This is a genomic window from Actinoplanes sp. NPDC049548 (assembly GCF_040676695.1).
Classification (GTDB): domain Bacteria; phylum Actinomycetota; class Actinomycetes; order Mycobacteriales; family Micromonosporaceae; genus Actinoplanes.
The window spans coordinates 60,770-83,628 of the sequence record NZ_JBFAPM010000012.1; the positions used below are offsets into that span (position 1 = coordinate 60,770).

The 22,859-nt window shown below is 71.1% G+C and carries 21 protein-coding genes; 9 read left to right on the plus strand and 12 right to left on the minus strand.

Features of this window, described 5'->3' with window-relative positions; genetic code table 11:
• The first annotated feature begins 112 nt into the window (after window positions 1-112).
• A complete protein-coding gene (locus tag AB0J80_RS23275; RefSeq protein WP_364708337.1) occupies window positions 113-814 on the plus strand; it encodes an A24 family peptidase in 702 nt (233 codons plus the stop codon).
• On the opposite strand, the gene AB0J80_RS23280 is transcribed toward AB0J80_RS23275, so the two are convergent.
• The 5 genes from AB0J80_RS23280 to AB0J80_RS23300 form a co-directional block, all read right to left on the minus strand.
• Window positions 811-3,972 (minus strand): UvrD-helicase domain-containing protein, encoded by a 3,162-nt coding sequence (locus tag AB0J80_RS23280; RefSeq protein ID WP_364708340.1) that lies wholly within the window; start codon window positions 3,970-3,972, stop codon window positions 811-813. The two genes, AB0J80_RS23275 and AB0J80_RS23280, sit on opposite strands and share 4 nt — an antisense overlap.
• A 161-nt stretch (window positions 3,973-4,133) precedes the next feature.
• Window positions 4,134-5,558: a metallophosphoesterase gene (locus AB0J80_RS23285; protein ID WP_364708343.1), complete on the minus strand. Its 1,425-nt coding sequence runs from the start codon at window positions 5,556-5,558 to the stop codon at window positions 4,134-4,136.
• Window positions 5,555-5,806 (minus strand): MoaD/ThiS family protein, encoded by a 252-nt coding sequence (locus tag AB0J80_RS23290; protein ID WP_364708346.1) that lies wholly within the window; start codon window positions 5,804-5,806, stop codon window positions 5,555-5,557. The genes AB0J80_RS23285 and AB0J80_RS23290 overlap by 4 nt, the downstream gene beginning before the upstream one ends.
• A gap of 81 nt (window positions 5,807-5,887) precedes the next feature.
• Window positions 5,888-6,904: a GTP 3',8-cyclase MoaA gene (gene moaA / locus AB0J80_RS23295; protein WP_364708787.1), complete on the minus strand. Its 1,017-nt coding sequence runs from the start codon at window positions 6,902-6,904 to the stop codon at window positions 5,888-5,890.
• 329 nt (window positions 6,905-7,233) lie between these two features.
• A complete protein-coding gene (locus AB0J80_RS23300) occupies window positions 7,234-8,115 on the minus strand; it encodes a fructosamine kinase family protein (protein WP_364708348.1) in 882 nt (293 codons plus the stop codon).
• 71 nt (window positions 8,116-8,186) lie between these two features.
• Between AB0J80_RS23300 and AB0J80_RS23305 the strand changes: the two genes are divergently transcribed.
• Together AB0J80_RS23305 and AB0J80_RS23310 are read left to right on the plus strand one after the other, a co-directional pair.
• Window positions 8,187-8,675 (plus strand): GNAT family N-acetyltransferase, encoded by a 489-nt coding sequence (locus tag AB0J80_RS23305; protein ID WP_364708351.1) that lies wholly within the window; start codon window positions 8,187-8,189, stop codon window positions 8,673-8,675.
• A 170-nt stretch (window positions 8,676-8,845) separates the two neighbouring features.
• Entirely contained in the window at window positions 8,846-10,225 is a 1,380-nt protein-coding gene (locus AB0J80_RS23310) for a DUF4192 domain-containing protein (protein ID WP_364708353.1), read from the plus strand.
• 200 nt (window positions 10,226-10,425) lie between these two features.
• Here the strand turns inward: AB0J80_RS23310 and AB0J80_RS23315 are convergent, their stop codons facing one another.
• Window positions 10,426-11,307: an AraC family transcriptional regulator gene (locus AB0J80_RS23315; RefSeq protein ID WP_364708356.1), complete on the minus strand. Its 882-nt coding sequence runs from the start codon at window positions 11,305-11,307 to the stop codon at window positions 10,426-10,428.
• 261 nt (window positions 11,308-11,568) lie between these two features.
• Between AB0J80_RS23315 and AB0J80_RS23320 the strand changes: the two genes are divergently transcribed.
• Window positions 11,569-12,684: a serine hydrolase domain-containing protein gene (locus AB0J80_RS23320; RefSeq protein WP_364708358.1), complete on the plus strand. Its 1,116-nt coding sequence runs from the start codon at window positions 11,569-11,571 to the stop codon at window positions 12,682-12,684.
• Window positions 12,685-12,749: 65 nt separating this feature from the next.
• On the opposite strand, the gene fdhD is transcribed toward AB0J80_RS23320, so the two are convergent.
• Window positions 12,750-13,577 (minus strand): formate dehydrogenase accessory sulfurtransferase FdhD, encoded by an 828-nt coding sequence (gene fdhD / locus AB0J80_RS23325; RefSeq protein ID WP_364708361.1) that lies wholly within the window; start codon window positions 13,575-13,577, stop codon window positions 12,750-12,752.
• A 319-nt stretch (window positions 13,578-13,896) separates the two neighbouring features.
• On the opposite strand from fdhD, the gene AB0J80_RS23330 reads away from it, so the two are divergent.
• The 3 genes from AB0J80_RS23330 to AB0J80_RS23340 all read left to right on the plus strand — a co-directional run bounded on the left by AB0J80_RS23330 (window position 13,897) and on the right by AB0J80_RS23340 (window position 15,991).
• Window positions 13,897-14,496, plus strand: coding sequence for an NTP transferase domain-containing protein (locus tag AB0J80_RS23330; protein ID WP_364708364.1), 600 nt, complete (start codon window positions 13,897-13,899; stop codon window positions 14,494-14,496).
• Window positions 14,484-14,756, plus strand: a complete 273-nt coding sequence (locus AB0J80_RS23335; RefSeq protein WP_364708367.1) for a DUF6457 domain-containing protein — start codon at window positions 14,484-14,486, stop codon at window positions 14,754-14,756. Before AB0J80_RS23330 ends, AB0J80_RS23335 begins: the two co-directional genes overlap by 13 nt.
• A gap of 146 nt (window positions 14,757-14,902) precedes the next feature.
• The gene (locus tag AB0J80_RS23340; protein WP_364708369.1) at window positions 14,903-15,991 is read left to right on the plus strand and encodes a hypothetical protein; all 1,089 of its coding nucleotides are present in this window, start codon (window positions 14,903-14,905) and stop codon (window positions 15,989-15,991) included.
• On the opposite strand, the gene AB0J80_RS23345 is transcribed toward AB0J80_RS23340, so the two are convergent.
• Window positions 15,988-17,844 (minus strand): beta-propeller domain-containing protein, encoded by a 1,857-nt coding sequence (locus AB0J80_RS23345; RefSeq protein WP_364708372.1) that lies wholly within the window; start codon window positions 17,842-17,844, stop codon window positions 15,988-15,990. The genes AB0J80_RS23340 and AB0J80_RS23345 overlap by 4 nt on opposite strands.
• Window positions 17,845-17,880: 36 nt before the next feature.
• Complete coding sequence (locus AB0J80_RS23350; RefSeq protein WP_364708375.1) at window positions 17,881-18,339, minus strand: Lrp/AsnC family transcriptional regulator; 459 nt, start codon at window positions 18,337-18,339, stop codon at window positions 17,881-17,883.
• Between the two features lie 67 nt (window positions 18,340-18,406).
• Here AB0J80_RS23350 and ddaH point away from each other — a divergent pair, with 67 nt between their 5' ends.
• A complete protein-coding gene (ddaH, locus tag AB0J80_RS23355) occupies window positions 18,407-19,234 on the plus strand; it encodes a dimethylargininase (RefSeq protein ID WP_364708378.1) in 828 nt (275 codons plus the stop codon).
• A 43-nt stretch (window positions 19,235-19,277) separates the two neighbouring features.
• Entirely contained in the window at window positions 19,278-19,847 is a 570-nt protein-coding gene (locus AB0J80_RS23360; RefSeq protein ID WP_364708381.1) for a bacterial proteasome activator family protein, read from the plus strand.
• On the opposite strand, the gene AB0J80_RS23365 is transcribed toward AB0J80_RS23360, so the two are convergent.
• From AB0J80_RS23365 to serS, 3 genes are all read right to left on the minus strand, one after another.
• Window positions 19,842-20,651 (minus strand): HAD family hydrolase, encoded by an 810-nt coding sequence (locus tag AB0J80_RS23365; protein ID WP_364708384.1) that lies wholly within the window; start codon window positions 20,649-20,651, stop codon window positions 19,842-19,844. The two genes, AB0J80_RS23360 and AB0J80_RS23365, sit on opposite strands and share 6 nt — an antisense overlap.
• Complete coding sequence (locus tag AB0J80_RS23370) at window positions 20,651-21,463, minus strand: HAD-IIB family hydrolase (RefSeq protein WP_364708387.1); 813 nt, start codon at window positions 21,461-21,463, stop codon at window positions 20,651-20,653. Before AB0J80_RS23370 ends, AB0J80_RS23365 begins: the two co-directional genes overlap by 1 nt.
• A 108-nt stretch (window positions 21,464-21,571) precedes the next feature.
• Window positions 21,572-22,834: a serine--tRNA ligase gene (gene serS, locus AB0J80_RS23375; RefSeq protein WP_364708390.1), complete on the minus strand. Its 1,263-nt coding sequence runs from the start codon at window positions 22,832-22,834 to the stop codon at window positions 21,572-21,574.
• Window positions 22,835-22,859 lie beyond the last annotated feature (25 nt).

The window sequence follows — 22,859 nt, forward strand, 5'->3', positions numbered from 1 at the left end:
GTGCAGCCTCGCCGGTATCTCTCCCGGAATCGCGCCGACCAGCGCCCAACCCGTCCACCTGTCGGCAACCGGACGCGCCGGATCGGCGCCGACCCGGATACCGTTCCCGCCCATGTCCCTCTCGGTGGCCGCCTGCGCGGCCGTTTTCGGCGGTGCCGCAGCCGCCTTCCTCCCCCGCGTCGCCCACCGCCTCGCGGTCCCGCGTGGCACCCCCGCCCGGTCCGCTTGCGCTCACTGCGCCGAGCCCATCCCCGATTGGGTACGCGCGGGAGCCGCCTGCACCTGCACGGGGCGGCCGCTGTGGATCGTGACGACGGGTGCGCTGGCGACCGGCCTGCTCGGCGCCGCCCTGGGACCGTCTCCCCTGCTGCTCGTCCTGCTGCCGGCGACCGTGCTCGGCCTGCTGCTCGCCGTGATCGACGTCCAGTGCCTGCGTCTGCCCGACCTCCTGGTCGCCGCGCTGGCAGCCGGCACGGTCCTCCCGCTGACCGTCGGCGCCCTGCTCGCCGGGGAGCCGGGGCGGCTCGGCCGGGCCGTCGTGGTGGCGGTCGGCGGCGGGACGGCGTACCTGATCCTCGCTCTGCTTCCCGGCCGCGGCCTCGGCCTGGGCGACGTGAAGCTGGCGACCGTGCTGGGATTCGTCCTCGGCTTCGCGGGCTGGCCCGCGGCGGTCGCGGGCCTGGTCGCGCCGCACCTCATCAACGGACCGGTGGCCGTCGTCCTGCTGCTCGGGCGGCGCGCGAACCGCCGCACCGCGCTCCCGCTCGGCCCCGCCCTGCTGGCCGGAGCCGTGATCGGCCTGGCTGTGGGCTAAAGAAGGCGCAGCTGACGATCCTTGGGGCGGGAGGGAACGGTGTCGCCCATCCGCTCGAAGAGGCCGGCGTCGATCGCGTCCAGGAACGGCGACGGCGACTGCTCCCGCTCGCTGCCGTGCCGGAACCGCCGGGCCGCGTGGCTGACGTAGAGCCGGTCCTGCGCGCGGGTCAGCCCGACGAAGAACAGCCGGCGCTCCTCGGCGACGTCGTCGTCGGAGGGCGAGGCGCCCGGCCAGCGCAGTGGCAGCAGGCCGTCCTCGCAGCCGACCAGGAACACGACCGGGAACTCGAGCCCCTTCGCCGCATGCAGCGTCAGCAGGTTGACCGCCTCGGCGCGCGGGTCCAGCGCGTCGACCTCGGCCCCGGTCGCGATCTCCTGCAGGAACCGCGGAAGGTCGTCGCCGATCCGCTGGGCCAGCGGCATGAGCAGGTCGGCCGCCGTCCAGATGTCCTCGGGGGCGAGCTGCTCGGCGTCGAGGGTGGGAGCGGCGTACCGCTGGGCGAGGACCTGGGCGCCGAGCTTGACCCGGGCCGCCAGCGACCCGCCCAGGCCGTCCGCGTGCCGCAGCTCCCGGGCCAGCACCTGCACCCCGGGACGGTCGCGCAGGCGGTTGTGGGACCGCTTCTGCACCGGTACGCCCGCCCGCGACAGTGCGTCCACCACGGCTTGCGCTTGTGAGTCCGTACGGTAAAGAACCGCCACGTCCGAGAAGGACAGCGTGCCGGGCGCCACCGCGCGCGAGTCCACCCGGCCGGAGTCCAGCGAGCGATGCGACAACCCGCCGACCAGCTCGTCCACGGTCCGCACCACGAAGTCGGCCTCGTCCGCGACGCTCGCCGCGAAGTACCGCCCCACCAGCGGCGACTCGGGATTGACCCGGGCCGGATCCAGCCGCCGCCCGCTGACCAGCGAGCTCGGCGCGATGGCCTGCACGGCCGCCGCGAGAATCGGCGCCGACGACCGGTAGTTGCGGGTCAGCCGCACCAGCCGCGCATCGGTGAAGTCCTCGGCGAAGCGCAGGAAGTACCCGACGTCCGCGCCGCGGAACGAGTAGATCGCCTGGTCCGGGTCGCCGATCGCGCACAGGTTGCCGTCCGCGGGGCTGAGCAGGCGCAGCAGCTCGTACTGGGTGTCGTCGACGTCCTGGTACTCGTCCACGAAGATCCACTGCCACTGGCGACGGTACTTCTCCACCAGCGAGGGGTCGTCGCGCAGCAACGCCACCGGCAGCGTGAGCAGGTCGTCCAGGTCGACCAGATCCTGCTGGCGCAGCAGCTTCGTGTAGCCCGCGTCGTCGTCCCCGGCCTGCTCCCGCGCGGCGGCCCGCTCGGCGTCGTCGGCGATCCGCCACCCGGCGCCCAGCCCGGCCGCCTTCGCGTTCTCCTTCAGGATGGTCAGCCCGACCGCGTGGAAAGTGCCGACGGTGATGTCCTCGGCCGCCTCCCCCATCAGCGCGTCCAGCCGCGCCCGCATCTCCTCCGCGGCCCGCCGGGTGAAGGTGATCGCCAGGCAGCGGTGCGGAAAGACACTCATCTCCGCACACAGGTACGCGATCCGGTGCGTCAGCGTCCGGGTCTTCCCGGTGCCGGGCCCGGCGACGATGAGCAACGGCCCGCCCGGCGCCGACGCGGCAACCCGCTGCATGGCGTCCAGACGGTCGAGCAGCCCGGTGCCGACCTCCTCCATGCCGGCGAGCATCGGCTCGAACGGCTCGTGCGGCGACGGCGGCGGCTGGATCGGCGGGGCCGCCTTCTTCACCGGCTCCTTGACCTTGCGGACCGGAGCCCGCCCGATCGCCGGCTCCGTCCGCCGCTGCTGCGGCACGGGCACCGGCATCATGTCGAACAGCGTCTCGGCCTGCGGTGCGCTCTGCTTGTTCCGCAGCTCCCCCGGCTCGAAGAGGGTGATGACGCCGTACTCGCCGTCGTACCCGGGCACCCGCCGCACGTCCCCCCGACGCAGCCGGCCGATCGCCTCCTTCAGGCTGTCCCCGCCGTGCTGCCCGATCGCATCGAGCGGCACGGTGCGGAGAATGTCCAGCTCCGCACCGAGACTCGCGACCAGGTGGTGCAGCTGCCCCTCGACGGTCTTCGACTTCGGCCCGACCCCGTTGATCTCCCCCAGGATCTCGGCGAGCTGAATGAGATGCTCCACGCTCTGCGCCCGCGCCTGCGGCGCGTCACGGTCCGCGAGATCCTCGACCCGGCTCAGCACCCCCACGGTCAGCGGCTTGCCGCACTCCGGGCACCGCCCACCGGCCTCCCGGGTACGGGCAGGCTCCCAGTTCACGCCGCACGCCCGATGCCCGTCGGCGTGGTACTTGCCCTCCTCGGGGAAGAACTCGATCGTGCCGGCGAGAGTGGAACCGTCCTTGACCGCGAAGTAGTCCGGCGTACCCGTGAAAAGCGTGGCCTCCCGCCCGAGCGCGCCGGGCGAATGGGCGTCCGAGTTCGACACCAGCCTGTACCGGTCGAGGCTCGACACCCGCCAGTTCATCTCCGGATCGGACGAAAGCCCGGTCTCGACAGCGGTGATGTGCCCGGCGAGATCGGCGTAACAGTCCGCGATGGCGTCGAAGCCGCTCTTCGAGCCGAGCGCGGAGAACCACGGCGTCCAGATGTGCGCCGGCACCAGGTAACCGTCGGGACTGGCCTCCAGCACGATCTCGAGCAGGTCGCGCGAGTCGAGCCCCAGAATGGGCCGCCCATCGGCGGTCAGGTTCCCGACCCGCCCCAGCGCAGTGTTGAATCGCGCGGCCGCATCCAGGTCGGGCAGGTAGATCAGGTGGTGCACCTTGCGCGTACGGTCGTCCCGCTTGTAGATCGTGGAGATCTCGACACTGAGCATGAACCGGGCGGCCGGGCTCGCCTGAAGCGAACCGGGCAACCGCTGGGTGACGTCCCTCTCGGCGTCGGCGCTGAGCCGGAACAGCCCGGGCTCGCCGGCGGGCCGCAGGCTCTCCCGCAGATGGTCGAACCACGCGGGATGGGTGAAGTCGCCGGTGCCCAGCAGTGCGATGCCCTTGCGGCGGGCCCACCAGGCCAGGTTGGGGAGGGTGAGGTCACGGCTGCAGGCACGCGAATACCGGGAGTGGATGTGCAGATCCGCGACGTACGTGTCCGCGGCAACCGAGGACCCTGCGCTGTCCGAGGGCACGCTGCATCCTGTCACGTACGCGCCGCGCGTCAGAAGCCGCCACGCGCGAAGTGACATAACCGATCCGCGATTGAATCCTGGGGAGGTGGTCGGGGTGGCTCGGCCGATTCACTTCCAAGAGGTACGTAGCCCGCTGGGGTCGCTCCTGTGGTCGCTCTCGGTCAGGCGGTGCGGAGATCGATGACCGAGACCTGGGGTGGCGCACCGACCCGAACCGGCGGTCCCCAGAACCCGGCACCGTTGGTGACGTACACGGGCACGCCGTCGACCTTGCCGAGCCCGCTCACGACCGGCTGTTCCAGCTTGACCACCAGGTTGAACGGAGCCATCTGCCCCCCGTGCGTGTGCCCGGAGACCTGCAGGTCGACCCCGTAGGGAGCGGCATCCCGGGCAGCGATGGGCTGATGCGCCATCAGCACCACGGGCCGCGCCGGATCCCGGTCCCCGAGCGCCCGCTTGAAGTCCGGCCCGTCCCCGACGTCAGCCCCGCCGAGATCATTGACCCCCGCAAGGTCGAGCGCCCCGATCTCGAGCCGCTCGTTGCGCAGCGGCCGAACCCCCAGGCGACCGACCTCGGTGACCCACTCCTGGAACCCGGAGTAGTACTCGTGGTTCCCGGTGACGAAGTAAGCACCCCGCCGAGACGTGATGCCGGCCAGCGGAGCCGCGAACCGGCCGAGCTCGGCCACGCTGCCGTCGACGAGGTCGCCGACCACGCAGACGATGTCCGCGTCGACGGAGTTGATGAGGTTCACGATCCGCTCGGTGTGCCGTACCCCGGTCAGAGGTCCGAGGTGAATGTCGGAAACCACGGCGAGCCGGGTCCCGTCCATGGCCCGGGGGAGCTTGGCGAGCGGAATCTGCACCCGATCGAGCCGAGGACCGCTCAGTGCGGTCTTCACGCCGTACCCGGTGATGCCCGCGGCAGTGAGACCGGCGAAGATCGCGGCACCCCGAGCGAGCAGAAGCCGCCGCTCCACACCCGGCGAACCGGTGGCGCTCGGACCGACCTGGCTGTGGTCCCCTGCCACGCCGCCCGACTCACTGGGGGCCGGACTGTCTGTGCTTCGGTCGGCTGCAACGTCGCGCGGTGCTGTGCCGGTCGGGGTGTCTGGGCCTCGGTCGGCTGCGACACCGCGCGGCGCGTCAACGAAGGAGGCGTGGCCGTCCATGCCCGCGCCGGTGCCGGTGGAGGACGTGGCGGCATCATCGGCTTTCGCGCCGGCGTAACCGGTGGGTGCCGCACTTCGGGACTCCGCGTCGGCGCTTCTCGCGGCGGGCTTGGAGCGGGCGCGGATCCAGAGGTTCGCGGCGAGCCGCGGAAGCTCCAGCACCGCCAGCGTGACCAGAAGGTAGAACATCAGCGCGAGCCACAGGTATCCAGGCCAGGCCAGCCACTTCGCGTACCCGGTGCGGGTGCCGATGAGGGTCGCCGGGACCAGGATCGCCAGCACCACCATGGCCATCCCGCCCAGGCGCCGCGCCAGGCCGGGGCGGAGCGGGTCGCGGACGAGGCGCTTCCACAGGTACAGGTGGATCAGGCCGATGATGACGATGATCAGCCCGACGAACCCGAACAAGCTCAACCTCCTGCGAACGGTGGCAGGACGTCCACGGTCGCCCCGGCGGTCAGCTCCGCCTGCCGATCATGGCAGCTGAGCCCGTCCACCAAGAAGCTCGCGGCCTTGAGGACGACGGCGAGCCGCTCCCCGTGCCTCGCGACGAGCACGGCACTGAGCTCGTCGAGCGACGAGGCCGCGACGAACTCCTCCCGCACGCCACCGGCAGCCGCTCGGGCGCCCGCGAAGTACCGGACCTGGAGCACGTCAATCACCCACCGATCGCAGCCCGTAGTGGCGGCCGCGCTGATCCGCGGAGTCAGGCGCGGTTGTGGTGGGTTGTGTCGGCACGTGGTTCACCCGCCGATCGCGGACATCGGCCGGGCCGGCTGCAGGAACGTGGGGTCGTCGATGCCGTGGCCGGCCTTCTTGCCCCACATCGCGGCGCGCCACGCGTCCGCGACCTCGTCGTCCGAGGCGCCGCTGCGCAACAGTCCCCGCAGATCCGACTCGCCGGTGGCGAAGAGGCAGTTCCGCACCTGCCCGTCCGCCGTGAGGCGAGTGCGGTCGCAGTCGCCGCAGAAGGGCCTGGTCACGCTGCCGATGACGCCCACGCGCGCGGGTTGACCGGCCGCGTCCACATACCCGGGGACGAGCCAGGTCTCGGCGGGCGCGGTTCCACGTGAAACAGGATCAGGCAGCAGGCCGTACCGCTCGAGCGACGTCAGGATGGCCGCAGCGGTCACCATCTCGTGCCGGTCCCACTTGTGCTGGGCGTCGAGGGGCATCTGCTCGATGAACCTCAGCTCGTACCCATGATCCAGGGCGAACTGCAACAGAGCCGGCGCCTCGTCGTCGTTGATGCCTCGCATCAGCACGGTATTGATCTTCACGGGCGTGAGCCCGGCCGAAGCCGCACCGGCCAGCCCCTTGAGTACATCGGCGTGCCGGTCCCGGTGGGTGAGCTGCTGGAACCGCGACGCGGACAAGGTATCGAGCGAGACGTTCACCCGATCGAGCCCGGCGTCCCGCAGCGGCTGTGCCATCCGCTCGAGCCCGATCCCGTTCGTGGTGATGGACAGCTTCGGCCGCGGCTCGAGGGCGGCCGCCGCGGCGACGATCGTCACCAGCCCGCGCCGGATGAGCGGCTCACCCCCGGTGAACCGCACCTCGGTGACACCCAGCCGCTCGACCGCAACCCGGATGAGCCGCACCACCTCGTCGTCGGTGAGCTGCTGCTCCCGCGGCATCCAGGCAAGCCCTTCCTCAGGCATGCAGTAGGTGCACCGAAGGTTGCAGCGGTCGGTCAACGACACCCGAAGATCGGTCGCAACTCTCCCGAACCGGTCAGCAAGCACTCCATCCGCGCGCAGGGAATCCCGCGTCGGCACGGTGGGCAGGGCTAGCTCGGTCACTGGTCGAACCTAGCGCTTGGATACGACAATCGCCGGTTCGCGTACCGCACTGCAATACAGCCCACGCCGTATCGGTACCCCGCGCTGCCCAACCGGCTACTCACCCTCGCCTCTCCGGGCATGCCCCTCCTCGACCCCACTTCACCGCTTAGCTGCCGGCCGGCCGGCCGGCCGGCGGGCGAGCCGGCGTCGACGACGTCGACATCGCCGCTCTGCCGGCGTCGTCAGGGGCACGCACGGCGTCCTCGAGCGCGGCCCGAGCCCGGTCGGCCAGCCGCACGCCTGACCTACCTCCCCAGGACCGCGTCAGCCGCCGCCCGCACAGCGCCTCGGTACGCCTCCCCGAACGCCGCCGTGTGAACGAGCAGCAGGTGAAGCTGGTGCACCGCCACCCGCTCCCGCCACCCATCGCCCAGCGGCCACACCTCCTGATACGCCGAGATGATCGTGTCCAGATACGGCGCCCCACCGAAGAGCGCCAACTGCGCCAAGTCCGTCTCCCGGTGCCCGCCGTGCGCGGCAGGATCCACCAGCCAGGCTCGCCCGTCGGCGCCCCAGAGCACGTTCCCCGGCCACAGGTCGCCGTGGATCCGCGCAGGCGCCTCCTCCCCGCCGTACGTCTCGATCCCCGACAGGATCCGGTCGACGAGCGCGACGTCGGCCGGCGAGAGCGCGCCGCGGTCCGCCGAGATCCTCAGGTACGGCCTCAGCCGCCGTTCCGCGAACCACGCGCCCCACGGCCCGGACGACGGCGTGTTGTCCTGTGGCAGAGGCCCGATGAACCCCGTCCACTCCGCCCCGAAGCTCGAAGCCCCCGCGCGGTGCACCTCCGCCAGCTCTCGCCCGAACCGCTCGGCCGCCGCTGGGCCGGCCGCACCCGGTTCTACCCACTGAAGGGCCAGCAGCTCGTCGAGCGCCACGAACACCTCCGGGACCGGCACGGCACCCGCGTCCCGCAGCCATCGCAGCCCGGCCGCCTCGGTGGCGAAGAAGCCTTCCGGCGGCTTGCCCACCGGCCAGGTCTTGGCGAACAGCGAGAAGCCATCGTCCAAGGTCAGGCGCGATGCGCGGCAGACATCACCTCCTCCGACGGGCGTCTCACGGATACGTTGGTGCGTGAGAAATGTCGGGAGATGCTGCGGGTGCGCGCGCAGATACGGCAGATCCACCGCCTTATCTTCCACTTCGGGTTACGGCGTGCCCGATTCGGAGTCAAAATGTCGGCATGACACCTGTCGCTGTGCGTTCGTACCGGCCGAGCGACCACAGTTCCGGCCGCCGTCTGTGGGCTGAACTGACGGCGCAGCACAACCGGATGTACGGCGACGCGTCCGACGACGGTGGGGCCGGCTTCGAGGAATACCTCACCCGCCTCGACCTCGGCGGCTTGTGGGTTGCCGACCACGCGGACGACGGTGTGATCGGTCTGGTCGGCCTCATCATGCGCGGGCGCGCGGGCGAGGTGGAGCCCGTCGTCGTGACGGCCAGCCACCGCCACAAGGGAGTGGGCCGCAAGCTGCTGCGGCACGTCGCGCAGGAAGCCAAGAAGCGCAACATGCAGTCGCTGACGATCTCCCCCGCCTCCCGCAACGTGGATGCCATCCGGAGCTTGCACGCGGCCGGCTATGACGTGGTGTCGTCGATCGAGCTGACGATGGACCTGGACCGCCACGCACACGAGTGGCAGCAGGACGGTCTCGAACTGCACGAACTCCAATTCCGCTCCTGATACTCGTGCCGAAGCCGATCCGTCGCCGGCCCGGCGGCGGGTCGCGCTGCTGACAGAGGCAGCGTTCCACGGGCCGGGGGCCGCCCGGCGGTTATCCACATCGCGGCGTCATCCACAGGGCCGGGCTTTCGGCACGCGGCGGCCGGCCGTCATCGGCCACCGTGCTCGGCATGACGAAACTCAAGGTCCGGACGCCCGCCGACCTCATCTCCGCCGTGCCCTACCTGATCGGCTTCCACCCGGAGAACAGCCTCGTCGTCGCGGCGGTCAAGGGCTCCCACCTGGCCTTCGTGGCCCGCATCGACCTGCCGGAGCCCGGCGTCCCCGAGCTCGAGGCACGAGCGCCGATACTGCACCTCGCCACCCTGGTCGCCGAGCAGCAACCCGAAGGCATCACCCTCATCGGGTACGGCCGGCCGGCTCGCGTCACGCCCTCGCTCCTCGACCTGTCGAGTGCCCTGACCAAGGCCGGGCTGCGGATCGTCGACGAGTTCCGAGTGGCCGACGGCAGGTACTGGTCCTTCCTGTGCACCAAAGCCTCCTGTTGCCCCGAGGAGGGGACGCCCTGCGACCCGCCGGACAGCGTGCTGGCGGCCGAGGCGACCTACGCCGGGGCGGTCGCCCTGCCCAGCCGCAGCGATCTGGAGGCACAGCTGGCGCCCGTCACCGGTGACCAGCGCGAGGGGATGAACGAAGCTCAGACACGAGCTCTGGACCGGTTGGTCAAGCTCATCCCGAGCGAAGACGACGTGGCGCGCCCGTCCGCGGAGCCGGAACCCATCGGCCCGTTGCTGTCCGGGCGGCGCATGAGTCGGTGCAAACCCGAGGTTCTGCGAGCCGGCCGTGTCGCCGTCCGCGAGGCGGAGCGCCGCTACCGGTCCGGCGGGCGGCTGACGAACGACGAAGTCGCCTGGTTGGGGCTTCTGCTCGTCGCCACGGACGTCCGCGACTACGCCTGGGTTCGCATGGGCACCGACGACTGGCAGGTCGCCTTCTGGTCCGACGTCGTGCGCCGGGTCGAACCTGAGTACGTGGCCCCACCGGCGTCCCTGCTCGCCTTCATCGCCTGGCGCACCGGCCGGAGCGCCCTGGCTTCCATCGCGGTGGACCGAGCCCTCGAGGCGGATCGGGACTACGCGCTGGCGCACATGATCAACGCGGCCCTGTTCTCTGCGATCCCTCCGTCAGCAGTCGACGGATGGCCTACGCCCATCGGCGGCTGGGAAAGTCTCAGCGGTGAAACCTCGCCAGGCGAGGGCGGCGTGCAAAGCAGATGTACAAGCAACGGAACCGCAGATGATTCGGCCGAAGTGAAGGAACTCGGTGCACCTGGCGCCGCGGGCGTGGAGGGGGCCGGTACGCCGGGCGCGGCCGCGGTGCAGAAGGACAGTGCACCCGGCTCGGGAGAGGAAGAGGCCGGTGCACGGAGCACCATCGAGCTGAAGCGGCCTGGCAGACGAGGCGTGGCCAAGGGCAAGGCCGGCGGTCGACCGGGTGTGAGGGACGCCGGCCGAAGCAAGCGTCCCCCGTTCCCCCACCACCGAGCATGAGGACCACTGGGTCGGGTGGCCGACGGCTGACCGCATTCCGGAGCCACGGGCAGGGGGTCGAACTGTCGCTGGACCTCTACGGACACCTCGACCGCGAGAAGACCGTGCCCCGACAGCCGGGGAAAGTCGTGGCTACGAGATTCTGATCGCCACTCTGCGGCTGGCGTCTGAATGACACTTCCGGGAACAGGTACCAGCGTTCATCCTTCGGAGTTCCCGCTGCTCCGCTCGACCGGGATCCACAGTTGGGAGTCGGTCTCCGCGCCGACCTCCACCGGCTGTGTCCGCAGGAGCTCTGGACCTGTCCTGCTCGTGTACGGGTTCGAGGGGAACCATTGCGTGAACACGTCTCGCCACAGTTGCTGGAGGGCGCTCGGGTAGGGTCCGTGGTTGTCGAAGACGGCCCAGGTCCCGGCCGGTACGTCGAGGGCGTCGAGCTCCTCGGCGGCCGTCTCGGGACCCGTCACCACGCCGATCCAATAGTTCGCCTCGGCGCCCTCTTCCCGGCTGTCGGTCAGGTAGACCACCGCCGACAGAATCCCGTCCGGCTCCTGGCCGGCCAGTTCCTTCATCCGCGCGATCACCGGCTTGTCCAGGGCCTGCAGGTGCGCCGCGGCGGCCGCGTTGAGCCCCTCCGGCACGAGCGGAAGGCGGGCCTTCTTGCCGAGGACCCGGAACGACTCCTTCTCCACGATCCGGTAGCGCATGGTCGTGCTCCCCTCGACGACCACACGAAACGACATGCGCGGCTGCGCGGTGAGCACCGCGCCCGTGCGCCGGGCCTCACCCGGCCCGATGCCATGCACCGACCGGAAGGCCCGGGCGAACGCCTCGCCCGAGCTGTACCCGTACCGGACCGCAATGTCGAGCAGCGTCAGCTCCCCGGCCAGCACCTCCGCCCCGGCGAGGGTCATCCGCCGGCGCCGCACGTAGACCGGGAGCGGCATCCCGGAAAGCGCGGAGAACAGTCGCCGGAAGTGGTACTCCGACACCGCGGCGATCCGGGCCACCTCCGCCATGTCGACCTCCCGGTCGAGACATGCCTCCAGATGGTCCAGCGCCTTGTTCAGCCGCTCCAGCACGCCTGTCCGTCCTTCCTGCCCCTGCGTCTTCACCGCCGTACGCGGCCGCAGAGCCACAGCGGCCGACACCCGAACCCAAGCGGGAATCGCTCGCCGCGCCCGACGCCTCGGCGATCATCCGCGCGGCGGTCTGGCCGACGGCCCGACCGTGCGCCGTCATGTCCCGCGTTGGAGTAGAGAAGATGTGGTCGCTCCCGGCCCGATAAAACCCGTGCGGGTATGGTCGGGCGGAATCCGTGACCTGGCATGAGGCTTACGCTCATGACTGATGTTAAAGGGTTCTGCGAGTCGCGGTTCGAGGCTGTCCGGGCGGCCCTCGTAGCCTTGCTCAGCAAGGGCGAGGTGGGTGCCTCGGCGGCCGTCTACGTCGACGGCGAGCCGGTGGTCGACATCTGGGGCGGGTACGCCGATGCGAACCGCTCCGTAGCGTGGGAGCGCGACACCATCACGGGCGTGAACTCGACGACCAAGAACATGACCGCCCTGTGCGCGCTGATCCTGGCCGACCGAGGCGAGCTCGATCTGTCGGCGCCGGTCGCCGCCTACTGGCCCGAGTTCGCCGCGGCCGGCAAGGAGAACGTGCTCGTGCGGCACGCGCTGTCGCACACCGCGGGACTGCCGAACCTGTCCGGGCCGACGATCGTCGAAGAGCTCTACGACTGGGAGAGCGTGACGGCAGGGCTGGCCGCGCAGGCGCCCGAATGGGAGCCGGGAACGGCCGCCGGCTACCACGCACTCACCTTCGGCTTCATCGTGGGTGAGATCGTCCGCCGCATCACCGGCCGCAGTCTCGGCGAGTTCTTCGCCGAAGAGGTGGCCAAGCCGCTCGGCGCGGACTTTCACATCGGGCTCCCCACCGAGCATGACCACCGGGTCGCACCGCTCATCCCGCCGCCGTCACTGACCGACGAGTACGCCGCCAGCGCACCCGTCGGACCGGACAGCACCCGCCGGGAGAACACCGGCGTGGCGATCCGGGTCAAGGACGCCAACTCCCCGGCCTGGCGTCGTGCGCAGATCCCCGCGGTCAACGGCTTCGGCAACGCCCGCTCGGTCGCCCTGGTGCAGTCGGTATTGGCGAACCAGGGATCGGCCGGCGGCGTGTGGGTGCTGTCTCCCGAGGGTTGCGAGCCCGCGTGGCAGGACGTGTTCCGAGGCGAGGACCGCGTGTTGGGCACCCCGATGTGTTGGACGGCGGGCTTCGGTAAGTTCGGGAATACCTTCGGCTGGGGCGGCTGGGGCGGCTCGCTGGTCGCCAGCGACCCCGACTCACGTATGACGGTGGCCTACGTCATGAACCAGATGATCGACCGCGACCATCAGGACGATAACCGCGGCATGGAGATCATCATGGCCGCCTACAGCGGACTGCACTGACACGCTGCCGCCAGAGGTGCCAAAGCGCGGGCGACCGATTAATGGGCGCCGAAGAAAGAAGGAACTCAGACCGTGACTCGCTGCGACCCGGTGTACACGTTCATCGACCGGCCGCGCAGGAAGCCGACGAGCGTCATGCCCGCCTCGTCCGCCAGCTCCGCCGCGAGCGTGCTCGGTGCGGAGACCGCCGCGAGCAGCGGAATCCCGGCCATCCAGGCCTTCTGGGTGAGTTCGAAGCTGGCGCGCCCCGACACGAGAAGCACGTGCCCGGTCAGCGGCAGCCTGTCCTCACGAACCGCCCAGCCGACGACCTTGTCGACCGCGTTGTGCCGCCCGACGTCCTCGCGGAGCACGACCAGCTCACCGTCCGCCGTGAAAAGGCCGGCTGCGTGCAGTCCACCCGTACGGTCGAACGTCCGCTGAGCGGCCCGCAACTTGTCGGGAAGCTCGGCCAGCGTCCGGGCCTCAACCCCCGACTCGTCGGCCGCCACGTCGAACGGCGACCGGGTACGGACCGCGTCGATGCTCGCCTTCCCGCACACCCCGCACGAGCTCGTCGTGTAGAAGTTCCGGCTCGGGTCCGTGACCGGCGGCGGGACATGCGACCCGAGCACCACGTCGACCACGTTGTACGTGTTCGGCGTGTCCGTGCCGGCGCACAACTGCGCGGTGACGACATCGGACGCGGTGCGGATCACGCCCTCGCTGAGCAGGAAGCCCATCGCCAAGTCGATGTCCTGCCCCGGCGTGCGCATGGTCACGGCGAGCGGTTCCTTACGCAGCCGGATCTCCAGCGGCTCCTCCGCCGCCAGGTCGTCGGGCCGGCGGCGCGGTCCGGCGGTCCCGTCCAGGTCGATCCTCACCACGGGTCGCCGATGCATCGTCCGCGCCATACCGCCAGCGTAGGCCCGTTCCCGAGAAACGCTCGCCGGGCCGACCCGGCCATGGCCTCGTCGAAGCGCGGCCCGCCCACGATGGGACAGGCCCCGCCGCCCGCAGCCACCGCGACGCGCCACGGGCCACGCGCCACGGGCCACGGATCACACGCCACGCCCAGCGAAGGCACGTGCGTGCCACGGCACACCAGGCCGCCCACTCCCGAGCCCCGAACCCACCTCTCGACGCCCGCACTAATCGGGGCGAAACGGTGTTCTCCGGGCTGTCGGGCTCCGCACAGTCACGCTCGAGGGCTCGGCGGGATACGGTACGTACGTGGGGGGATTCGCGGCGGTGGTGTTGGCCGGCGGTGCGGCGCGTCGGATGGGTGGGGCGGACAAGGCTGCCATCCCGGTGGCCGGGCAGTCGATGCTGACCCGGGTGCTTGCCGCCGTGCATGACGCCAACCCCCAGGTCGTCGTCGGCCGGGTGCCTCCCGGCCTGCCCGTTCAGGTGGCTTCCACGAGTGAGGAGCCGCGCGGCGGGGGTCCGGTGGCTGCCACCGCGGCGGGGCTGGCCCTGGTGCCCGAGGACGTCAGCTTCACGGCGCTGCTCGCGGCGGATCTGCCGCTGCTGACCGGCGAGGCGATCGACGTGCTGCGGCTCACGGTCGAGTCGGCGCCGCTGCAGGGTGCGGTCTACCGCGACGCCGAGGGGCGGCGGCAGACGCTCTGCGGGGTGTGGCGTACGGCCGCCCTGCGTGAGGCCATCCGCAAGCTGGCCGAGGAGCGCGGGGACCTGCGCGGTGCCTCCATGCACGCGCTGCTCGAGCACCTGCGCTTCATCGAGGTCTCGTGGCGCCGGCCGGGGCCGCCGCCGTGGTTCGACTGCGACACCGATGACGACCTGCGGACCGCGGAGGAATGGGCCCGGTGAACGTTCTCGACGAGTGGATCAGGGCGGCCTCGGCCGAGCTGGGGCTGGACGCGGATGACGTGCCGCGCGGGGCGGTGCTGGACGTGGCTCGCGATGTCGCGCACAACGTCGTGCGCCCGGGGGCGCCTGTCTCGGCGTACTTGATGGGGCTGGCTGTGGGTCGCGGGGCGGACCCGGCGGATGCCGCGGCCCGGCTCAGCGACCTGGCACTGAAGTGGGCATCCACCGGCGGCACGGAAGAGGAAAGCCGGCGGCACTGAGGAGGAGAGCCGGCAGCACCGCAGAGGAAAGCGGCGGCGCTGAAGATCAGAACTAGCCGGCGGCGGCCGGCGGAACGGTCGGGAATGAGACGCGGCCGTTGCGCGGCCCGGTCGCTCGATAGGGTGGCGGGGCGGAGGTGACGATCATGACGGCGGAGAACACTGCTGACCAGCCCGAGGGCGTCCTGCTCGACGAGCCGACCACGGCCGACCTGCGGGCCAAGGTGACCGAGGCGTGGCGGGAGTTCGCCGCGGCGCTGGCCACGCTGCTGCCCACCCTCAGTTCCGGCGCGCATGTCGACCTCACCCTCGATCCGACGGCGTCGGGCACCGGCGACGCGGTGTACTCGGTGAGCATCCGTGTGCTGCCCGACGGGGTCATCGAGGCGCTGGCCGTCGGCAACGCCGGCCTTCCCGAGGGCTTCCGCATGGATCGTGCCTCGGTCGCCGACCTGGTTGCGCTGGGCTGGTCGCCGCCGGGGGTGCTGCCCGGCTCGCGGGACTCGTTCGGCCTGCGGACCACCACCGATGCGGCGAAGCAGCTGGCCACCGTCGTCTCGCGGACGCTGCGGGACGTGTACGGGGCGCCGCATCCCGCCTTCCTCGTCTACCTCGTGCACGACGAGGAGGACGAGCCGATCGAGACGGCGCCGCTGGCCACCGCGCGGCACGAGCCCTCGATCGACGAGGAGCTGAACCTCGACGACCTCGACGAGGACGGGGTGCTGTCCGAGGCGCTGGCCCAGGCCGCCGACGAGGTCGTTCCGCTGGAGGAGCGGGTGCGCACGGTCGTCGCGACGATGTCGAAGACCACCGTCGACCAGCTGCAGGTGGACACCGACGGTGACATCGGGATCCGGGCGGGGTCGGCGATGGTGTTCGTCCGGGTGCGGGACAATCCGCCGCTGGTCGACGTCTTCTCGCCGATCCTGACCGAGGTCGAGCCGACCGAGCAGCTCTACGTGAAGCTGTCCGAGCTCACCAACCGCATGCCGATCGGCCGGCTCTACTGCGCGCAGGACACCGTCTGGGCGTCGATCCCCGTTTTCGGCCGCAACTTCCAGGCCACGCACCTCATGCTGGCCGTCCAGGTCATGACCGGGCTTGCCGACGAGCTCGACGACCGGCTGCACGGCGAGTTCGGCGGCAAGCGCTTCTTCGGTGAGGGCGACAAGCCGGCCCCGGCCAAGGACGCGAAGGACGGCGACGACCACCGCACCGGCATGTACCTCTAGCTGGTCGGCAACCAGGCCAGCCGGTCCATCGTGGACAGGTTCGACGCCTGGAGCCCACCCTCGGACAGCGTCCACAGCACGTCACCGATGACCAGCGACCGCCGGACGGCCGACTGCTTCAGCGTGGCGATCTCCTTGACGCCGGAATCGCTCACCTGCAGCGCCGCCGCGCCGTCGGTGGTCGGCCTGCCCTCGGTGGGCGAGTACGCCGTCACGGGCACGACCAGCAGCTTCGTGGCGGGCCACCACAGCAGCGCGTGCGGGTCCCACTCGGCCTCCGACGAGCCGCCCGGGATCTTGTGCTGGGCCAGCCGCCGCGGCTCGGCCGGGTTCGACACGTCGAAGAGCGACACCTGCGTACCCTGCACCCGGCCGTTGGCGTCCGCCTCCTGGCCGACGCCGATGAGCCTGCCGTCGCCGGCCGGCTGGAGGTGGGCCGAGTAGCCGGTGATCTTCAGTTCGCCGGTGACCTTGGGCTTCGCCGGGTCGCTGAGGTCGACGCTGTACAGCGGGTCGGTCTGCCGGAACGTCACCACGTACCCGCGGGGGCCGATGAAGCGGACCGAGTAGATCTGCTCGCCCTTGCCGAGGCCGTCGACCACCCCGGTCTGCTTCAGCTTGTCGCCGTCCGGGCGGAGCACGCGTACGGCCGACTGCCCGGTGCCCTGGTTCGTCGTGGCTACCCGCAGGTGACCGTTCCATTCGGACAGCGCGTACTGGTTGATGAGGAAGCCGGGCACCGTGCCGGCCGCCGCGTACACGGGAGGCTGGTTGCCCGTGAGGGTGAAGCGGTAGAGGTCGGTCTCCTGCCGGACCGGCATCGCCGCCCGGCCCTTGAACATGTCGAGCCGCCAGCGTTGGTCGCTGGCCAGGTAGAGGCTGCTCGCGGTGGCGTAGACGGTGTCGCTGTCGGCGACCACCGTCACCGGGGTGCCGTCGCCGAGCTCCGGCTTGCTCAGGTCGAACGTCAGGACGCTGACCAGCGAGGCGCCGGAGAAGTCGGTCGGACGGCTGACCCGCCCGCAGTCGGCCCGGCCCTTCTGCGTCGTCCCGCCGGTGGTGACCTCCCAGGACGGCAGCCAGGCGCCGACGTCGGCCCGGTCGATGGCCGCACGGTTGAGGTCGACCCGGTCGTCGTCCTCGCGCCCGATGGGGTCGGGGAAGGTGATGCGCGGGGAGGTCCGCAGCACGATCCGTGCGGTGCCGTCGGTGAGGCGGGCGTCGACCAGATCGCCTTCGCCCTTGTAGCGGCTGATGATCCGTGGCTGGCCGGACAGGTCGACGGAGATCACCTGTGGGTCGTTCGTGACCGGCATCCGCTTGTACGTGACGTAACGGCCCATGCCGCCGGGGACGAGGACGAGCGCCACGTTTCCGGAGAGCAGCAGTTCGACGGGGCCCCCGGAGGCCTGGATGGGCAGAGCCAGCTTGCCGGTCTGCCGGCGGGTGGCCGCGTCCACCACGCGCAGGGTGCCGTTGTCGACCGTCACGATCCGGCGCCCGTCGGTCTTCACGATGTCCGGCTCGTCGGCGTCCGCTTCGTGGTTGTTCGTCCCGGAGTAAGCCGGCCCGGGAGGAGGGGCTGCCGCCTTGGCGCTGTCGGCGAGCGTGCGGGCCCCGCCGACGGCGACAGCTTCGGGCATCGCCCCGCTGCCCGGGAAACCGTACGGGCCGACGCTCGCCTTCGCCGCCCGCTTGAGATCCGCCTCGAGCTGCTGGCAGGAGTCGAAGGCGACGAGGCGCATCGGCCCCGGCGCGGGCGGAGGCGGGGTGGGACGGGGCGAATCGGCCGTGCACCCGGCGAGCGGCAACGTGGCGGCGATGGCGGCGCAGAGGACCAGACGGCGTGACATGGGGGTGGGACGCGGCGCGGCGGTCCCGGGTTCCGGCTAATTCGTCGCGGGCACCGGTGTGGGCATCTCGACGAGCCGGGACAGCACCACCATGCTGCGCGTGGAGGTGACGAACGGCTCCGCCCGCAGCCGCTCGAGGGCCTGCTCGAGGTGCCCGATGTCGGCGGCGCGCAGGTGCACGAGCGCGTCAGCCTGCCCCGACACCGTGTACGCACCGACGACCTCGGGATGCCGCCGGGTGGCGACGGTGATCTGCGCGGGAGTGGTGCGCCCGGTGCAGAAGAGCTCGACAAAGGCCTCCGTGGTCCAGCCGACGGCGGAGGGCTCGATGACGGTCGTGAATCCCTTGATGACCCCGCTGGATCGAAGCCGGTCGACGCGGCGCTTCACCGCCGGCGCGGACAGGGAGACCTTGGCGCCGATCTCCGCGTACGACGCGCGGGCATCGGCGACCAGCATTGCAATGATTCGCTTGTCTACGGCGTCCATGTGCAACGATTCGCCTCCGACGAGCAAGAGATTGAGCTGTTTCGGCCGTCCCAGCGTACCTACCCTTTACCTCATGAGCCACACGGAGCGCTTGCCGCGAATCAGGACATACCTCATGTGTGCCCCGGAACACTTCACGGTCGAGTACGCCATCAACCCCTGGATGGACGTCACCGTGCCGGTCGACCCGGAGCTCGCGGTCAAGCAGTGGCAGATCCTCCGTGACACCCTCACCGACCTCGGCCACACCGTCCACGTCCTGGAGCCGGTGCCGGGCCTGCCCGACATGGTGTACGCCGCCAACGGCGCGTTCTCGGTCGACGGCAAGGTCTACGGCGCTCGCTTCAAGCACCCCCAGCGGGCCGACGAGGCAGCCGCCCACAAGGCGTTCTATGCGGGTGGCCCCTGGACCTTCGCCGACCCGGTGCACGTCAACGAGGGCGAGGGCGACTTCGCCTACCTGCCCGCAGCGTACGGCGGTCTGATCCTCGCCGGTCACGGTTTCCGCACCGACCCGGCCGCGCACGCCGAGGCGCAGGAGGTCCTGGGCCGCCCGGTGATCTCGCTGAAGCTGGTCGACCCGGCGTTCTACCACCTCGACGTCGCCCTCGCGGCGCTGGACGACGAGAACGTCACCTACTACCCGGGCGCCTTCTCGGAGTCCTCGCAGCGCGTCCTCGCCCAGCTCTTCCCCGACGCGGTCATCGCCGACCGCGCCGACGCGGAGGCCTTCGGCCTCAACCTGGTGAGCGACGGCAAGCACGTCGTTCTCAACACCGAGGCGACGGCGCTGGGTGAGAAGATCCGCGCCGCCGGTTACACCCCGGTGCACGTCGACCTGAGCGAGCTCAAGCTCGGCGGCGGCAGCGTCAAGTGCGTGGTGGCCGAGCTACGCCCCTAGGGTCAGTGCGGCGTCGTGGTGCGTGCGAGGCAAGATGGATCGCATGACCGACGAGACCCGCACCGCAGACAAGCAGGACGACGGCTCCGTCATCGTGGTGGGCCCGGACGGCCGCCCGATGGGCACGGTGGAGTCCGACGGCACGATGAAGGCCGAGGAGCCGGGCAATCTCATCGAGCAGCCCGCCAAGGTCATGCGCATCGGCAGCATGATCAAGCAGCTGCTGGAGGAGGTCCGCGCCGCTCCCCTGGACGAGGCGAGCCGGGGCCGGCTGCGGGAGATCCACCAGCGTTCGATCAAGGAGCTGGAGGACGGCCTCGCGCCGGAGCTGCAGGAGGAGCTGGAGCGCCTCTCGCTGCCGTTCGACTCGGAGACCCCGCCGAGCGAGGCCGAGCTGCGCATCGCCCAGGCTCAGCTCGTCGGCTGGCTGGAGGGCCTGTTCCACGGCATCCAGGCGGCCCTGGTCGCCCAGCAGATGGCCGCCCGGCTGCAGCTCGAGCAGATGCGCGGCGGGCAGGGACGCCCGGCGCTGCCGATGGGGCCCAACGGCGTCATCCCCGGCATGCCGGGTGCGGGCGGCGACGGCACCGGCCGCACCGGCCAGTACCTATAGCCGGAACAGCTCCTCGAGGTACGCCGCTACGCCGTCCTCGTCGTTGGTGAGCCCGACCTCGTCGGCGACCTCCTTGACGGCGGGGTGGGCGTTGCCCATCGCCACGGAACGGCCTGCCCACGCCAGCAGGGGCAGGTCGTTCGGCATGTCCCCGAAGGCCACGACCTGCGCCGCCTCGACGCCTTCGCGCTCGCAGAGCCACGCCAGCCCGGCCGCCTTGGTGACGCCGGCGGCCGAGATCTCCACGAGCGCGGAGGTGGACGAGTGCGTGGCCTCGGCCAGCTCGCCGAGGGTGTGGCTGACCAGCTCGGCGAACTCGTCCGGACCGTGGTTCGCCGACCGGGCCAGCAGCTTCACCGCCGGCACCGACGTGAGTTCCTCGGGCGTGGTGAGCATCCGTACGGCCTGGTGCTTCACGTCCCAGTGCAGCGGCCACTTCTCCTCGTACCAGAAGCTTCTGCCGTCCTCGACCTCCACCGCGAGGGCGACGTCGGGGACGGCCTCGCGCAGCCGCTTGGTGACGTCGAGCAGCAGGTCGACGGAGAGCGGGGCGGCCCGGAGGATCTCGTCGGTGTCGGGGTCGTAGACCACGGCGCCGTTGGCGCAGACCGCCGGCAGCGGCTCGGCCATCTGGTCGTAGAGCTGGCGCAGCCAGCGCACCGGGCGGCCGGTGACGAGGACGGTCGGCACGCCGCGGCGGTGCAACCGGTCGAGGACGTCGATGGTACGGGGGCTGAGCGTGCCGTCGCCGCGGATCAGGGTGCCGTCGATGTCCGAGGCGACGAGGCGGAATGGCGCATGCATCACCTCGACAGTAGCCGGTCGAGGTACACCGCCACCCCGTCCTGATCATTGGTGAGCGTCACCTCGTCGGCGGCCTTCAGGACCGTCGGGTGCGCGTTGGCCACGGCGACCCGGCTCCAGCCCGCCCAGGCGAACATGGGCAGGTCGTTGGGCATGTCGCCGAAGACCAGCACGTCCGCCGGGTCGACGCCGACCGCCTGCGCGACCACGGCGAGGCCGGTGCCCTTGTCGACCTCGGGCGGACAGATCTCGACGTAATTGAGGCCGGCCTGGGTGACCGTTGCCACATCCACCGGGATGATGCGCTGCGCGGCGGCGAGCAGGTCGTCGACGTCGCGCTCGAAGGACCGGGCGAATGCCTTGATCACGTCGCCGGTGAGGCACTCGGCGCGGGTCCGGGGCTCGACCGTCACCGGGTAGCGCCAGGTCGGGTCGTAGTCGCCCCAGAGCGGGGCATCGTCGTGCTCCAGCGCCTCGACCATGACCGAGAGCGGGCCGACCTCGGCCTCCAGGTTCTCCAGGGCGATCTCGAGGTCCCGGCCGGGCACGCGCGCGCTCCGGAGCAGCGCCGACTCGTTCTGGTCGATGACCCAGCCGCCCTGGGCCAGCACGAGGAAGTCGGCGGCGCGGATGTCGTTGCGGGTCAGCTCGGTGAGGCGGGGCCCGCGGCCGGTGGCGCCGACGATGCGGATGCCGGCGGCCCGCACCCGGTGCAACACCTCGTGGGTGTACGCGGACACGGTGTCGTCGCTGCGCACGAGCGTGCCGTCGAGGTCGGTCGCGATGAGCTTCGGCAGACCGGGCTTGGCCATCTGAACCTCCGAGGGTGCGGCAACCCCCGCGGAGGGCGGAAGGAAAACGTTACACCGGCCCGGCTACCAGCTGCTATGACTTCCGGTAGCCGGACGGTGTATTAACCGTTAGCGAACAGGTTCGAGGATGTCTCGGCCGCCGAGATAGGGCTGGAGCGCCTTGGGCACGCGCACCGAACCGTCGGGCTGCTGGTGGTTCTCCAGGATCGGGATCAGCCAGCGGGTCGTGGCCAGCGTGCCGTTGAGCGTCGCCGCGGTCTGCGGGCGGCCGTCGGCGTCCCGGTAGCGGACGTTGAGCCGGCGCGCCTGGAACGTGGTGCAGTTCGACGTCGACGTCACCTCGCGGTAGCGGCCCTGCGACGGCACCCAGGCCTCGCAGTCGAACTTCCGCGCGGCGCTCGAACCGAGGTCGCCGGCGGCGACGTCGATCACCCGGTAGGGCACCTCGACCTTGGCGAGCATCTCCTCCTCCATGGCGAGCAGCTTCAGGTGCTCCGCCTCGGCCTCCTCGGGCTTGCAGAAGGAGAACATCTCCACCTTGTCGAACTGGTGGACCCGCAGGATGCCCCGGACGTCCTTGCCGTGCGACCCGGCCTCCCGGCGGTAGCACGACGACCAGCCCGCGAACCGCTCAGGCCCGCCGTCCAGGTCGAGGATCTCGTTCGAGTGGTACGCCGCCAGCGGCACCTCCGACGTACCGACGAGGTACAGGTCGTCGGCCTCCAGCCGGTAGACCTCGCTCGCGTGGCTGCCGAGGAAGCCGGTGCCCTCCATCGCCTCGGGGCGCACGAGCGACGGGGTGATCGACGGGGTGAAGCCGTGCTCCACCGCCTGGGCGATCGCCATCTGCAGCATGCCGAGCTGCAGCAGCGCCCCGACGCCGGTGAGGAAGTAGAACCGCGAGCCCGACACCTTCGCGCCGCGCTCGGTGTCGATCGCGCCGAGCGCCTCGCCGAGCTCCAGGTGGTCCCGCGGCTTCTCGATCTCCGGCCGCTCGCCCACCTCACGCAGCACGACGAAGTCGTCCTCGCCGCCGGGCGGCACGCCGTCCTGCACCGCGTTCGGCACGGCCAGGTGAGCGCGGCGCAACGCCTCGTCGGCTTCCGTCGTGGCGGTCTCCAGCGCCTTCACCTCAGCGGCGAGCTCCTTGGTGCGCGTCAGCAGCGCCGCCCGCTCGTCGCCGGATGCCTTCGCGACCTGCTTGCCGAGGGACTTCTGCTCGGCGCGTACCGCCTCGAACCGCTGGGTGGCCGCCCGCCGCTCCTCGTCGGCGCGCAGCAGCTCGTCCACCTTCTCCGGGGACTCGCCGCGCAGCCGCTGGCTGGCACGGAACAGCTCGGGGTCTTCGCGAAGCAGTCGCAGGTCAATCACGATTGATGAGCCTACCGGCGGCGGT

Coding starts and splice junctions, on each gene's coding strand:
- ddaH (WP_364708378.1), top strand. CDS start 18,407: ATGAGCCACACGGAGCGCTTGCCGCGAATCAGGACATACCTCATGTGT.
- AB0J80_RS23320 (WP_364708358.1), top strand. CDS start 11,569: ATGACTGATGTTAAAGGGTTCTGCGAGTCGCGGTTCGAGGCTGTCCGG.
- AB0J80_RS23365 (WP_364708384.1), bottom strand. CDS start 20,651: ATGCATGCGCCATTCCGCCTCGTCGCCTCGGACATCGACGGCACCCTG.
- AB0J80_RS23370 (WP_364708387.1), bottom strand. CDS start 21,463: ATGGCCAAGCCCGGTCTGCCGAAGCTCATCGCGACCGACCTCGACGGC.
- AB0J80_RS23310 (WP_364708353.1), top strand. CDS start 8,846: ATGACGAAACTCAAGGTCCGGACGCCCGCCGACCTCATCTCCGCCGTG.
- AB0J80_RS23345 (WP_364708372.1), bottom strand. CDS start 17,844: ATGTCACGCCGTCTGGTCCTCTGCGCCGCCATCGCCGCCACGTTGCCG.
- AB0J80_RS23340 (WP_364708369.1), top strand. CDS start 14,903: ATGACGGCGGAGAACACTGCTGACCAGCCCGAGGGCGTCCTGCTCGAC.
- fdhD (WP_364708361.1), bottom strand. CDS start 13,577: ATGGCGCGGACGATGCATCGGCGACCCGTGGTGAGGATCGACCTGGAC.
- AB0J80_RS23360 (WP_364708381.1), top strand. CDS start 19,278: ATGACCGACGAGACCCGCACCGCAGACAAGCAGGACGACGGCTCCGTC.
- AB0J80_RS23335 (WP_364708367.1), top strand. CDS start 14,484: ATGGGCCCGGTGAACGTTCTCGACGAGTGGATCAGGGCGGCCTCGGCC.
- AB0J80_RS23275 (WP_364708337.1), top strand. CDS start 113: ATGTCCCTCTCGGTGGCCGCCTGCGCGGCCGTTTTCGGCGGTGCCGCA.